Source organism: Cognatundibacterium crateris, from assembly GCF_010078235.1.
GTDB lineage: Bacteria > Pseudomonadota > Gammaproteobacteria > Burkholderiales > Burkholderiaceae_D > Undibacterium > Undibacterium crateris.
Genome location: NZ_JAABOS010000005.1, coordinates 247,911 through 260,876, shown reverse-complemented (window position 1 = coordinate 260,876; position 12,966 = coordinate 247,911). Strand labels below are relative to the sequence as shown.

The 12,966-nt window shown below is 48.9% G+C and carries 14 protein-coding genes; 1 reads left to right on the top strand and 13 read right to left on the bottom strand.

Going from position 1 to position 12,966, the window contains the following annotated elements; all coding sequences use genetic code 11:
- Nucleotides 1-79: 79 nt before the first annotated feature.
- Both EYB48_RS11850 and EYB48_RS11845 read right to left on the bottom strand, forming a co-directional pair.
- Entirely contained in the window at nt 80-376 is a 297-nt protein-coding gene (locus EYB48_RS11850; protein ID WP_162020555.1) for a hypothetical protein, read from the bottom strand.
- A 175-nt stretch (nt 377-551) separates the two neighbouring features.
- Entirely contained in the window at nt 552-2,126 is a 1,575-nt protein-coding gene (locus EYB48_RS11845) for a M48 family metalloprotease (RefSeq protein ID WP_162020554.1), read from the bottom strand.
- Nucleotides 2,127-2,148: 22 nt separating this feature from the next.
- On the opposite strand from EYB48_RS11845, the gene moaC reads away from it, so the two are divergent.
- Nucleotides 2,149-2,667, top strand: coding sequence for a cyclic pyranopterin monophosphate synthase MoaC (gene moaC, locus EYB48_RS11840; RefSeq protein ID WP_162020553.1), 519 nt, complete (start codon nt 2,149-2,151; stop codon nt 2,665-2,667).
- Between the two features lie 72 nt (nt 2,668-2,739).
- On the opposite strand, the gene EYB48_RS11835 is transcribed toward moaC, so the two are convergent.
- The 11 genes from EYB48_RS11835 to recA form a co-directional block, all read right to left on the bottom strand.
- Entirely contained in the window at nt 2,740-4,443 is a 1,704-nt protein-coding gene (locus tag EYB48_RS11835; protein WP_162020552.1) for a PglL family O-oligosaccharyltransferase, read from the bottom strand.
- Between the two features lie 111 nt (nt 4,444-4,554).
- A complete protein-coding gene (gene tfpZ / locus EYB48_RS11830; RefSeq protein WP_162020551.1) occupies nt 4,555-5,313 on the bottom strand; it encodes a TfpX/TfpZ family type IV pilin accessory protein in 759 nt (252 codons plus the stop codon).
- A 135-nt stretch (nt 5,314-5,448) separates the two neighbouring features.
- On the bottom strand, nt 5,449-5,907 hold the full coding sequence (locus EYB48_RS11825) for a pilin (protein WP_202927764.1): 459 nt from the start codon (nt 5,905-5,907) through the stop codon (nt 5,449-5,451).
- Between the two features lie 95 nt (nt 5,908-6,002).
- Nucleotides 6,003-6,473 (bottom strand): pilin, encoded by a 471-nt coding sequence (locus EYB48_RS19200; RefSeq protein WP_162020550.1) that lies wholly within the window; start codon nt 6,471-6,473, stop codon nt 6,003-6,005.
- A 194-nt stretch (nt 6,474-6,667) separates the two neighbouring features.
- Nucleotides 6,668-7,270: an FHA domain-containing protein gene (locus tag EYB48_RS11815; RefSeq protein ID WP_162020549.1), complete on the bottom strand. Its 603-nt coding sequence runs from the start codon at nt 7,268-7,270 to the stop codon at nt 6,668-6,670.
- Nucleotides 7,271-7,303: 33 nt separating this feature from the next.
- Nucleotides 7,304-8,110: a Stp1/IreP family PP2C-type Ser/Thr phosphatase gene (locus EYB48_RS11810; RefSeq protein ID WP_162020548.1), complete on the bottom strand. Its 807-nt coding sequence runs from the start codon at nt 8,108-8,110 to the stop codon at nt 7,304-7,306.
- A gap of 271 nt (nt 8,111-8,381) precedes the next feature.
- Nucleotides 8,382-9,263, bottom strand: a complete 882-nt coding sequence (gene sucD / locus EYB48_RS11805) for a succinate--CoA ligase subunit alpha (protein WP_162020547.1) — start codon at nt 9,261-9,263, stop codon at nt 8,382-8,384.
- An 18-nt stretch (nt 9,264-9,281) separates the two neighbouring features.
- Nucleotides 9,282-10,466: an ADP-forming succinate--CoA ligase subunit beta gene (gene sucC, locus EYB48_RS11800; protein WP_268895149.1), complete on the bottom strand. Its 1,185-nt coding sequence runs from the start codon at nt 10,464-10,466 to the stop codon at nt 9,282-9,284.
- A 29-nt stretch (nt 10,467-10,495) separates the two neighbouring features.
- Nucleotides 10,496-11,077, bottom strand: a complete 582-nt coding sequence (locus tag EYB48_RS11795; protein WP_162020606.1) for a DUF2889 domain-containing protein — start codon at nt 11,075-11,077, stop codon at nt 10,496-10,498.
- Between the two features lie 254 nt (nt 11,078-11,331).
- Nucleotides 11,332-11,781 carry a recombination regulator RecX gene (gene recX / locus EYB48_RS11790; protein ID WP_162020545.1) on the bottom strand — a complete coding sequence of 150 codons (450 nt, stop codon included), beginning with the start codon at nt 11,779-11,781 and terminating at the stop codon, nt 11,332-11,334.
- Between the two features lie 113 nt (nt 11,782-11,894).
- Entirely contained in the window at nt 11,895-12,935 is a 1,041-nt protein-coding gene (gene recA, locus EYB48_RS11785) for a recombinase RecA (RefSeq protein WP_162020544.1), read from the bottom strand.
- Nucleotides 12,936-12,966: the final 31 nt, after the last annotated feature.

Below are 12,966 nucleotides of genomic sequence, written 5' to 3'. Positions count from 1 at the left end.
GGCGAGGCCTAATGATCATAGTTTGTACAAAAATCAAAATACGCATTCATCAGGCTTCATGGCCACTGATGTCAGAAGTCTACAGTTGTCTGGTTAGCCATCTGACCAATTGATCAACCTGCTCACCTTCCAAGCCTGCGTCCTTCAACTTCCATTGAAAAGCATTACTCAATGCGGCTTTCTTGTATACGTTTAACGAATGGCTAGTTGTAAAAGTTCGTAACTGCGCCTGCAATTTCAATAAAAGCTCTGCCTGCTTCATTCCCACATTTTTTTTTGTACGTGATTTCCCTTCAACCAACACACGCTCAAGATAAAACTCAGCCAATGACACGCCAAACTGCTTACTCTCTTTTGCATTAAACCATGCGAACATGAAAACTCCTTAATTTCTCACTCTTACCAAAAAGCAATATGTGTGCCTGAAGAACGTAGTCGATACCAACAGGGCTTACGCAAATTTCCGGCCACTTGCGATGACTTGCACGAATAAGCGACTTATTCGACAGGAGCGATTTGTGTCAATCCTAAAACGGAATAAGGCTGGCAGCCTATTTTTTTCCTTTTTCAAGCAGCTCGTCCTTATGCGCCTCTTTCCATTCACGCTCACGGGCATCGATCACAGATAATTCGTAATACTGAGCGTCTTTCTCGCGTCTGGCCAGCTCCAGTTGCTGCATGGCGGCTTTCCAGTTGACCTGGATCGCATAAGCTTCAGCAAGAGCAATGTGTTGCAAGGCCTGCTTGCCCTGTGCGGCATAAACTTTGGCTAATAAATTCTGCAAACGGGCATCCTGGCGGTATAAAACGACCTGATCACGTAGAAATCCTTCAGCTTTAGCGTCCAGCTTCGCCGCAATCAATGCTTCCGCATACTGGTAGACCAGTCCACGCGACAGAGGTAATAGCTGCATAAACTTTTCAGCATCAGCGATCGCCTGAGTATAGCGCTTCTCAGCCACGGCGATGTCTATCGCGAGGCTGGCAAACATGCTGCTACGGGTGAGTGTGGCTTGAGCTGATTTACTTTGCTCCACCAGTTTTCTGGCCTGGTTGTACAGAGACTGTGCCTTCAGCGTATCTAACTGCTTCAGGGCGACGAAGGCTAAACCATAAGTAGCAGCAATTCGGTCTTCCGAGCGTTCCGACTTTATTTGCAATTCAAATGCAGCTTTACTATCCATCAAGCCCTGCACCGTAGTGTCTTGCAAGACCCGAATGCGCGCTTTCATCAAAAAGAAGTCAATACTGTCTTCGACCTGGCGATAGCGCTGATCCAGCACTCTGGCCTGGATATCGGCTATACGATCGCTGGTCAGCGGATGGCTGCGCAGATAGGCGGGGGCATTATCCGTATAATTCCGCATTGATGCCTGTAAGCGGCCAAAAAAAGCAACCATGCCATTGGTATCAAAACCGGCGTCCCGCAAAATCTGAAAGCCTATGCGATCAGCCTCGCGTTCAGCCTCCCGGCTGAAATTCAATTGTTTCTGGATAGCCAGCCCCTGCCCACCTGCAGCCACTGCCATAGCAGCATCAGGACTGGAACGTGCAGCCAGGATGGCCAGCGCCAGTGCAGCTAAAGGGATAAATGCATCATATTTCTGACCCGCGATCATGCGGGCTATATGGCGTTGTGCCACATGACCAATTTCATGTCCCATGACCGAGGCCAGCTCAGATTCGGATTGGGCAGAAAGTATCAGACCGGAATGAAACCCTATAAAACCACCGGGAAAAGCAAATGCGTTCAATACCGGATCGCGCACTGCAAAAAATTCAAAATCATACGATTGCTCGCCACGTGCGTCGGGACGTGCATCTAACATGCGGTTACCGAGCCGGTTCAGATACTCCGAGATCGGGCCATCATCCATATAATCAGGATCGCGCCGCACGCTACTCATGATCTGCTCACCCAGACGCCGCTCCATCAGCGGCGACAAGTCTTCCCGTGCAGTGTCCCCCAGATTAGGCAGGTTTTGCGCCTGCACGCTGGCTGACCAGCCAGCCGGATAAATACAGCTTGCCACCAGTAAGCCCATCGTTGCCAGCCGCCCGATTTGCGCGATTTTTTTTCTGACCAGCGCACCACGTGGCGACACTGCTGGATATACTCCGGACATCTTTCACTGATCCTCTCAAGCTATGACTACAGAAGCGCAATCTACAGAACTGACCCATTTCGACCAGACTGGACAAGCACATATGGTCGATGTGGCAGGAAAACAAGATACCCACCGTATTGCCGTTGCAAGTGGAATGATACGCATGCTTCCAGCAACACTAGCCATCATCATGCAGGGTAATGCAAAAAAAGGTGATGTCTTAGGCATCGCTCGCATCGCGGCGATTATGGCAGCCAAGCGTACCAGCGATCTGATTCCGCTGTGTCATCCACTCCCGCTGACGCGGGTCAGCATTGATTTTAACATTGTGGCAGAGAAGGCAATGATAATCTGCACTGCACATGCAGAAACCATAGGAAAAACCGGGGTGGAAATGGAAGCGCTGACCGCAGTGCAGATCGGCTTACTGACTATTTACGATATGTGCAAAGCAGTAGACCGTGGCATGGTAATGAGCGATATCCGGGTGCTGGAAAAACATGGCGGCAAGTCCGGCGACTGGACCAGTCTGATTGATACCGAGTCCGGCCAGGCCTGAGTCGCACTCAGACCGTCGCCATGCATTGAACGGGGATGACGATGGCCTGCAAGCAGCTTTACTGTTCAGGCCTTAAGGAGCATCCCTGGCAGGAATTCTATCGATCACGGCATGGAATGCGGGCTCTTGGCGGGCTTTAGCCTGCCAGTAATCAAAATATTCCACGTAGGCATCAGGATGCAAACGCTGCAAAGTACGCATCGTGCGCACGCCCTCGTCGGGACGCTGATTCAGCACATAGACCTCAGCCAGCTTATTGAGGTTATGCACAAAGCCAAAGCGCTCAACCCAGAAGCGCAACTCCTCAATCTCGGCATCAGACATTCCTGCGTGCGGCTGTATCTCAAATAAATGAAAATAGGCATAAAACTGTGGAAACACCGTGTATGCAGGTTGCTTCAACTGAGTCTGCTGCTGATTCGCCACCGGATCGATCCGTAACACCTTAAACGCACGGACGACACGCAGATAATCCCAGGTCAGCAAGGCTGCAGCCATCAGGGCAAGCAGCACCAGCATACGCGGAACAACGGCTGGCACCGCGTAGCCGGAAGCTGGCCAGCGGCGCTGATGTAATATCCCCATAAGGAACGCAAGCGGCAACAATATATAGGCATACCACAGCGGGAATTCCACCATGCTGTGCACAACAGCCGCAATCAGACATAAACCTGCAAAGCGTACAAAAGGAGACTGACTAGTACGTACACATGTGTGCCAGCACCACCACAACATCCCACCAGCCAAGATGATAGTGACGGGAAGGCCCATTTCCGCTGCGAAGTTCAGCAACAGATTATGTGCATGTTCGGCATAGGTGGTGGATGGCAGATCAGCCGCTATTTGTACTTGTCCGGCGCCAAAGCCAAACCAACCCACACCAGTCCAGGGATGAGTCTGCGCCAGTTGCCAGGCTTGCTTCCAAAGACCAAGCCGCTCAGAACGGTTGCCGACCACATGCTCAAGCACGGAGGCACCTGACATACCTGCTGCTGCAACCAGTTGCGGGAGTAGCAGTACTGAGGCTGCATACACCGCAAGCAAGCTCAGCCAGGCAGCAGGATGTAAGCGCCGCCCATCGGCATCAGGCAGACTCAGCACCATGGCAAATGCAGGGACGATAATCCAGCCTATGCGAGACTGTGTCATTACCAATCCCGCCAATAACATCAAACTGAACGCCAGAGCTAAGCCCCGACTTAAGCGCGCTTCACGATATAAGAACCAGCAGGCGGCCAATGAAAAGCTCAGAACCAGAGCAAGTTGATTTGGCTGGGCCAGATTAGCATAAGGCCTCTGAAACACGCCTGACTTACCCATGTACATTAGCAAAGGCCCCAGATACCACCCCATGGCTTGTGCCACTTGTATCAACACCGATACCAGTCCTGCCAATAACAGCGCAATCGCCAGCACCAGGCCCAGCCTGTCGCTTTGCTCAGTATTGGACGTGCAACCAGCACCCAGCATGACAGCAAAAGCAGCCAACACAAAATAGACGCATGGCAGTAACAGATCGTACCAGGCCTGGTGGTTCGCCAAACCATACTGCAACCAGATCAGCGGCACCATCGAAGCAAAACCTGCAACGATGACATTCAGTCGCCAACGGAAGCCTGCTGTACCAGCAGCCATCCAAACGCTGGCTATCAGGCCGAGTATGATCGCCAAATCATTAAAATAGGAGCGCAGGGGATGCAAATGCACGGGTGTCAGAAATGCGATCACCATACCCAGAGCGAATGGGAGTGCTGCAAAAACAAGTTGTGGTTTCATAATTCAATAAAAAAACTGCAAATACAGTGTTCGTATTTGCAGTGCACCTTCAGGTAACACTGACTGATGGACTAGCCTGGTCATGGTCCATCGCGTCGTTCTAACGAAGATTCAAAAACCATCCAGTTGCACAAATCCTTTAACTGCAGCGGTATTGGCATCGACCAGTACTGACCACTCTGTACCGCGTGCGAGTAAGGGCACAAAACGTAAGGAAGTGTCCGGAACGCCTGCGTCCTTCACTGCCTGCTCTAATAGGGCTTTCTGAGCCGGATATTTCAGACTCAAGGCGGACAATGGTTTAGCCGCACGTTTAACCTTGTCAGCCGACTGTTCATAGCCCTGCCAGAACGAAGGTCGGGCACCGATATCTGTGCCTGAGAAAGCAGTGAAAGCTGCATCGGATTTTTCTTTCTCATCTTTAAAATCCCTGGTTCCCAATATTGTGGGGCCAGTCAACGACAATTTCTGCAAGCCTGGGGAAGCTTGCTCTAATTCTTTTTGCTCGACTTCCGCTGCACTCACCAGACGAAACTGGCTACCCTCGAAAACCAAGGCAACCGGACGTGCGATAAACACAGTATGTGCACCATAAGCCAAAGCAGATAATTGCAAAATAGCAATCACACTAATATCTCGCATCAGTTCCGCCCGGCTTTTGGCTGGATTAAAGACAACCAGCGTCAATAAAGGTCCTAATACGATATCCACCCCAACTACCAGCACGATCAGTGTTAAACCTCTGGCAATTTGGGCATATTGCCCCGGGTACCAGAGCAACAAAATCAACGCAGTCACAACACCGGCAATCACACCGGAAATTAACAAATGTACAGCTGCTGCCAGCAATCTTTGTTTTTCAAACTTCATTCTTCAACCTAACAAATGAAAAACTGTAAAAAATAAGAAAATAATTCGCTACACATATTTTGTCTGTATCACATAAAAAAAGACACCGGCTGGTGTCTTTTTTTGTATTTCAAAACAAAATAGTCACATTCCAAACTATTTACAAGCTTGAGGCAACCATTTTGATGGCACATCAGTACCAGCCCCTGAAGAGCAGTCCCAAGATTTCCCACCAGAAGTAGTCTTAAACATCACAAACTTACCATTGGCTTGACCGGACTTTATTTGAGCAATCAAGATCCCGTTAGGAAAAGTACCGATACCTGTTCCTGTCGTACTTGTCACATCTGCATATTTACCATTTACCGTTGCAGTAATCTGAGTAGATGAGGGCGTAAGCGAAGATGTTAAATCTGGCCAGGCATTTTGCTCATAGGCATAAGCGACGACTGGGCCTTTTAATCCACCCAATAATTCAACTGCCTCGGTTACCTGTGCACGAGTCGTATAATCATAATAAGCTGGAATTGCAGTAGCAGCAAGGATTCCAATAATCGCCACTACAATCATTAACTCGATTAAAGTAAACCCTTTGTGCAGTTTGGAAATTCTCATAGTTTAATTTCCCGAACACATAGATGAACTAGATGTAAAAAAGGTGCTTGATCAAGCACCTTTTTATTCATACTTGATTAGTTAAACCAACAGTATTATTTGCAAGCCTGTGGCAAGAATTTGGTAGGAACGTCTGTACCAGCAGCAGAGGAGCAATCCCAAATTTGACCGCCGTTACTAGTTTTAAAAGCTACTTTTTTACCACTAGCCTGACCAGATTTCATAGTTGCAATCATTACACCGTCAGGAAAACTGCCGATAGCAGTTCCAGTCGAGGTCGATACATCAGAATATTTACCAGTTAATGTTGCAGTAATTTGAGTTGCCGTTGGCGTGGTGGAAGAAGTCAGATCTGGCCATTTATTTTGCTCATAAGCATAAGCAGCCAAAGGTGCTTTCAGGCCGCCCAGCAATTCAACTGCTTCAGATACCTGAGCGCGTGTTGTGTAGTCATTGTATGCTGGCAATGCAACAGCAGCGAGAATACCGATAATCGCAACAACGATCATCAATTCGATCAGAGTAAAACCTTGTTGTACTTTCTTAGCAAATTTCATCGATTTCATGCTTAATCTCCAGTTGAGAGGTAATCAGGATTATTCCTGATCGTATAGTGAGCAAACAGTGTGCCAGCTCATACAAGCAGGAAGCATCCTGGGTAAACACTGACGTTTTTTTGAAATCAGACAAAATTTGTCAGTTAACTGCCAGTTTTCGTCAAAAATTCCCGCCAGCATCACCTGACTGACTATTTTCAGCTTCAGGACAAGCTGAATTGCATATGTACACCCATCAAGTCGATGATATCAGCGTGATTCAACAGGTGAGGCGCATCGCCGAGAATTTGACCATTCACTTTAGGCATTTCTTTTCCCTCCACAAAGCGCAGGGTATATCGGCCATCCTGTTTAGCGATAGCAATCACTTGCGCCGCAGGTGATCCTATTGTGGTGATGGGTTTAGTCAATGTCAGTTCTTTTCCTATATTTGCACCATTCATCACTTTGACTTTAGCGATACCTGTTTTTACTGCTGTTACACCCGTAGCCGCGTCCAGTGTTTTGACCTGCTCTTGTTTATTGACCTGGAAGCGCAATTTATATTTGCCGATATCAATCACATCATCATGTTGCAGCAAATGTTTTTTGACCGGCTGACTATTGACCATGGTGCCGTTGGTACTACCCAAATCCAGAATGAACGAACCATTCGACGTCGAATCAATCGCAGCATGCTGACCACTCACAGTCAGATGATCAATCACGATATCATTGCCTGGTCTGCGCCCTATCGTAATGCGAGACTTGCTTATACTGACTTCTTGTTGTATCAACCCATTAAAGGTGACGATGATTTTCGCCATAATCTCAGATTCAGAAAATAATTAAATTAGCAATCAGCGCCCGGTCAGACGCTGCAACCAGCTTTGCGCGCGCACTGCAGGCACGCGCAGCAATACAACAGAGACATTGTCAAATCCACCCTGAGCATTCGCGGCTGCAATCAAACACTGACAGCAAGCCGGAAGATCCTGTCTATTCTGCTCAATAATTTGCAGAATTTCATCATGGGTGAGCATGTCGGTCAATCCATCCGAACACAGCAGAACAATATCCCCATCGTACACTTCATGTATATGCTGCTCTACCTGGACATAACTCTGGGTTCCAACGGCCCGGGTAATTAAATTTTTAATTGCAGAAAAGCGTGCCTGCTCTTCCGAAATATAACCAGCGTCAATTTGCTCTTGCAAAACCGAGTGATCATAGGTCAGCCTGATCAGCCTGTCTTGTCGAAAAACATAGGCGCGCGAATCGCCGACATGGGAAATAGCCAGTTTATCTTCAAAAAAACAAGCGACCACCACCGTCGTTCCCATCCCGAAACAAGCCGGATCATCCTGTGAAACACGCAGTATCTGCGCATTCGCTTGGTCAATAGCCTCTTGCAGCCAGCGATTCAGTTGTTTGATACGAATGCGGAAGTGAGGCAACCAGCGACGCTCAAAATGACGGGTCAAATGTTCAGCAATAATTTGCGTTGCCATCGCACTGGCCACTTCACCCGCTTTGTACCCCCCCATACCGTCAGCCAGAACTGCACATGCATAGTCTTCGCACACAACGATGGCATCTTCATTATGTGCTCTGACTTTTCCAATGTCGGACAGTGCAGAAAATTCTATTTTTTGCGGGTTGGGCATTATCTCTTTGTTTTTTCAGGACCTGCCAGTGACAGGCAAATCAGCATTTCCGGCATTTCGGGCGCTCACAGGTATAAGACCAACTGATATGCCTTTACGCAAACCTCATCATGATCCGGATACCCTAAGCCCTTGCAGCCAATAAGCTTAACACTGACCACAACAGTTTGCACTTAATTCACACACAAGCAAGAATACTGCGTGAATCAGACACAAAAAAGGCCGCGACATGCGCGGCCTTTTGATACCCGAAAACCTGAATCAGTTCAGATTACAGCATTGCTTTCAACAGACGCGCCATTTCAGACGGGTTCTTTGTTGTTTTGATACCGCAAGCTTCCATGATTTCCAGTTTAGCTTGTGCTGTATCTGCACCGCCGGAAATCAATGCGCCAGCATGGCCCATACGTTTTCCTGGAGGTGCGGTCACGCCAGCGATAAAGCCAACGACTGGTTTTTTCATGTTTTCTTTGATCCAGTAAGCGGCATTTGCCTCATCCGGACCACCGATTTCACCGATCATGATCACGGCATCTGTATCAGGATCATCATTGAACATCTGCATGATATCGATATGCTTCAGACCGTTGATCGGATCACCACCAATACCAACGGCGGAAGATTGACCCAGACCCAATGCAGTCAACTGACCAACTGCTTCATAAGTCAGAGTACCGGAACGGGAAACCACGCCGATACGGCCTTTCTTGTGGATGTGACCAGGCATGATACCGATTTTGATTTCGTCTGGAGTGATCAGACCTGGGCAGTTAGGGCCGAGCAATTTAGTTTTGCTACCGGCTTTAGCCATGCGGTCTTTCAACATCATCATGTCACGGACAGGGATGCCTTCAGTGATACAGATCGCCAGATCCAGTTCCGCTTCCACGGCTTCCCAGATCGCTGCCGCTGCACCTGCTGGCGGAACATAGATCACGGAAACAGTAGCGCCAGTCGCAGCTTTTGCTTCTGTCACGTTTGCGTAAATCGGGATACCTTCGAAATCTTCACCAGCTTTCTTTGGATTCACGCCAGCAACGAAACATTCTTTGCCGTTCGCGTAATCGCGGCACATACGTGTATGGAACTGGCCAGTTTTACCAGTAATACCTTGGGTAATGACTTTAGTGTCTTTATTAATCAGGATGGACATAGTGATTCCTTGCGATAATTAAGCGTGAGCAGCAGCAGCGGCAACAACTTTCTGAGCTGCTTCTTCCATCGTGTCAGCAGAAATGATAGGCAGACCGGAATCAGCCAGCATTTTCTTACCGATGTCTTCATTCGTACCCTTCATACGTACAACCAGAGGTACTTGCAGGGAAACAGCTTTAGATGCAGTGATCACGCCTTCTGCGATCACGTCGCAACGCATGATACCGCCGAAGATGTTGACCAGGATGGCTTTCAGACCTGGGTTTTTCAACATGATCTTGAATGCTTCAGTGACTTTCTCTGCTGTCGCGCCACCGCCTACGTCGAGGAAGTTAGCTGGCTCGCCGCCAAACAGTTTAATGGTATCCATCGTTGCCATCGCCAGACCAGCACCGTTCACCAGGCAACCGATGTTACCGTCGAGGGAGATGTAAGCCAGGTCAAACTTGGACGCTTCGATTTCTGCCGGATCTTCTTCATCCAGATCGCGGTAAGCCACGATTTCCGGTTGACGGAACAGGGAGTTGGCATCGAAATTAAATTTTGCGTCCAGTGCGATCACTTTACCGGAGCCGGTCAGGATCAGCGGATTGATTTCTGCCAGGGAGCAGTCAGTTTCCATGAATGCTTTGTACAAACCTTGCAACTGTACGCGTGCATCAGCGAGGGAGCCTTCAGGAACACCGATTTTGCGGGAGATATCGTCGGCTTCTGCATCTTGCAGGCCTGCGCTAGGGTCGATAGCGATGGAGTGAATCAGTTCCGGATGTTTTTCCGCAACTTCTTCAATATCCATACCGCCTTCGGAGGAAGCCATCAAAACAACGCGCTGGCTGATACGGTCAGTTACCATACTAACGTACAGTTCCTTCTTGATGTCCGCGCCTTCTTCGATCAGCAGACGGCGAACTTTCTGGCCTTCAGGGCTGGTTTGGTGAGTAACCAATTGCATACCCATGATGGCATCTGCGTATTCACGCACTTGCTCCAGTGATTTTGCAACTTTAACGCCACCACCTTTACCACGGCCACCGGCATGGATCTGTGCTTTGACGACCCAGACTGGTCCGCCCAGAGTTTCAGCCGCTTTGACTGCTTCTTCAACGGACATGCATGGGATACCGCGTGGTACGGTCACTCCGTATTTGCGGAGGATTTCTTTACCCTGATACTCATGGATTTTCATACGACTTCCCTTCAGACACTGAGGTATAAATAATAATTAAACAACTAGCTGGGTGATTTTGCATCAGGCGAAGGCTTCGCCCAACGCGGGTAATACTGAACAACTGCCGGTCCATCCAGACGCAATGCGTGGCAACGGTCTAACTGGAAAGGTTGGTTGGAATCAGTGGAATTGCTGGCGGCGTCACGTGTATCGATCACGTCACCGGCGAATGCTTGAATTGCTGCGGTAGGTAAAATCTGCGCTAACTCTGTCAGGTGAGTACATCCATTAGTACCGGATAGTCGCTCTTTCACGCCCTGCCTGAACTGGCGCATCAGGTTGAGACCTATCAGTTTTTGGTAATCAGGGCCAATAGACTCACAATACCCAGGATAAGGAACCGCGTCCGAACAGGCAAACGCATCAACCACATTGAGTTGCAGATCAACCGTTACACGCAAAGTCAGGTCGTGCAAAGCCGCACCTTGCGGCCGCAGGCCGGAAGCGAGCTGGATATCACGTTGCTTGTGATCAGTTATGCGAGCGTCAAGATCCCACAAACCATCGTCGCGCGCAAACGCTTCGATAGTGATCGCGCGCGTATGCTTCAACGTGCGTTTTGTGGTGGACTGAGATATGGGCATCATGCCTTTTTGGGCGGCTAATTCTGAATAAAAGAGCCACAATTGCGTGTCGTTACCGCAGCTTCTACGGTAACAGCCGCTCCTGCGGCGCTGCAAAAACCACGGAATTCTAGCACAGCTATATGAGGAACTTGCAAGGACAAGCTGTTTTTTACCAGAATCATTTACCTTAAGACAATAGGTTTGAAGAAAAATTGAGGCAACTAAGACTTGCTACAATCGCTGACTCTGTTGCAGTAAGGTATGCAGTCGGGCTAGTCTTCGCGCTCAGCCTGCATGGCGGCACGTATCGACGAGCTGGAAAAGCCTCGTTGTTGCAAAAAACGCATCTGCTTATATTTTTCTTCCTGATCAGCCGGGGCTACAGGAAATTTTCTATGTAGTAGATTCACAGCTCTGGCTAACTCTGTTTCCTGCATTTCTGCTTTACGGTTTTCCACATCTTCGGCACTGAGTCGATGACTTTGTAGCTCAGCCAGGATGCGATGATTTCCAAAGCGTGCAGCACGGCGGTGTACCAAAGACTCGGAAAAGCGCTCTGCGGAGAGAAAATTGGCATCCCGCAGCCAGTCCAGCACCGCATCGAGATCCTCACCTTCCGCCACATGGGGACTGAGTTTGCGTGCCAATTCCAGACGACTATGTTCGCGTTGCGACAAATAGCGCAGGGCACGGCCCTTCAGGCTTAATTTAGGCTTTTGCATCAGACAGCAATCTTCAGTTTTACCACTAGGAATAAAAAACGCCAGCAATCCATGCTGGCGTTCATGCGCATATTGCAACACCAGACCAGTGTCACATCTACAGTCAGCGCTTATTACTCGTCATGCCCTGCTGGTGGCAACAATGGAACACCCAGATGTTCACGTACTTTGTTTTCAATCTCATACGCCAATTCTGGATGATCTTTCAGGAAACTACGCGCATTATCCTTACCCTGACCGATTTTTTCACCGTTATAGCTATACCAGGCACCGGATTTTTCAACAATCTTTGCTTCCGCGCCCAGATCCAGAATCTCACCTTCACGTGAAGTACCTTCGCCATACATGATGTCGAAATGCGCTTCTCTGAACGGTGGCGCGACTTTATTCTTCACTACCTTCACTTTAGTTTCGCTACCGACGACTTCATCACCCGACTTGATTGAGCCTGTACGGCGAATATCGAGACGAACCGAAGCGTAGAACTTCAGTGCATTACCGCCCGTTGTGGTTTCAGGGCTGCCGAACATCACACCGATTTTCATACGAATCTGGTTAATGAAGATCACCAGAGTATTGGTACGCTTAATACTACCTGTGAGCTTACGCAAAGCCTGGGACATCAGACGTGCCTGCAGACCCGGCAGGGAATCACCCATATCGCCTTCAATCTCCGCTCTTGGCGTCAATGCGGCCACCGAATCCACCACCACCAGATCGACACTGCCGGAACGTACCAGTGCATCGGTGATTTCCAATGCTTGCTCGCCGGTATCAGGCTGGGAAATCAGCAAATCAGATAAATTCACACCCAGCTTCTGTGCATAACCAACGTCCAGCGCATGCTCCGCATCGATAAACGCACATGTGCCGCCCAGTTTCTGCATTTCAGCAATCGCCTGCAGTGTCAGTGTGGTTTTACCAGAGGACTCAGGACCGTAAATTTCGACTACACGGCCGCGTGGCAAACCACCTACGCCGAGTGCGATATCCAAACCCAGGGAGCCTGTGGAAACCACCTGCACCTCTTCAACCACCTCGCCATCGGCCATACGCATGACCGAACCTTTACCAAATTGCTTCTCGATTTGTGCGAGTGCAGCGGCAAGTGCTTTAGCTTTTTCAGAGCTGTTGTCAGGTTTTTTATCGTCCATACATTCTTTCAGTCAATAATCGGATGGTGGA

What these genes read in the sequence shown, in the direction of transcription:
- EYB48_RS11850 (WP_162020555.1), bottom strand. Translation starts at nt 376, where the DNA reads ATGTTCGCATGGTTTAATGCAAAAGAGAGTAAGCAGTTTGGCGTGTCA.
- EYB48_RS11845 (WP_162020554.1), bottom strand. Translation starts at nt 2,126, where the DNA reads ATGTCCGGAGTATATCCAGCAGTGTCGCCACGTGGTGCGCTGGTCAGA.
- moaC (WP_162020553.1), top strand. Translation starts at nt 2,149, where the DNA reads ATGACTACAGAAGCGCAATCTACAGAACTGACCCATTTCGACCAGACT.
- EYB48_RS11835 (WP_162020552.1), bottom strand. Translation starts at nt 4,443, where the DNA reads ATGAAACCACAACTTGTTTTTGCAGCACTCCCATTCGCTCTGGGTATG.
- tfpZ (WP_162020551.1), bottom strand. Translation starts at nt 5,313, where the DNA reads ATGAAGTTTGAAAAACAAAGATTGCTGGCAGCAGCTGTACATTTGTTA.
- EYB48_RS11825 (WP_202927764.1), bottom strand. Translation starts at nt 5,907, where the DNA reads ATGAGAATTTCCAAACTGCACAAAGGGTTTACTTTAATCGAGTTAATG.
- EYB48_RS19200 (WP_162020550.1), bottom strand. Translation starts at nt 6,473, where the DNA reads ATGAAATCGATGAAATTTGCTAAGAAAGTACAACAAGGTTTTACTCTG.
- EYB48_RS11815 (WP_162020549.1), bottom strand. Translation starts at nt 7,270, where the DNA reads ATGGCGAAAATCATCGTCACCTTTAATGGGTTGATACAACAAGAAGTC.
- EYB48_RS11810 (WP_162020548.1), bottom strand. Translation starts at nt 8,110, where the DNA reads ATGCCCAACCCGCAAAAAATAGAATTTTCTGCACTGTCCGACATTGGA.
- sucD (WP_162020547.1), bottom strand. Translation starts at nt 9,263, where the DNA reads ATGTCCATCCTGATTAATAAAGACACTAAAGTCATTACCCAAGGTATT.
- EYB48_RS11795 (WP_162020606.1), bottom strand. Translation starts at nt 11,077, where the DNA reads ATGCCCATATCTCAGTCCACCACAAAACGCACGTTGAAGCATACGCGC.
- recX (WP_162020545.1), bottom strand. Translation starts at nt 11,781, where the DNA reads ATGCAAAAGCCTAAATTAAGCCTGAAGGGCCGTGCCCTGCGCTATTTG.
- recA (WP_162020544.1), bottom strand. Translation starts at nt 12,935, where the DNA reads ATGGACGATAAAAAACCTGACAACAGCTCTGAAAAAGCTAAAGCACTT.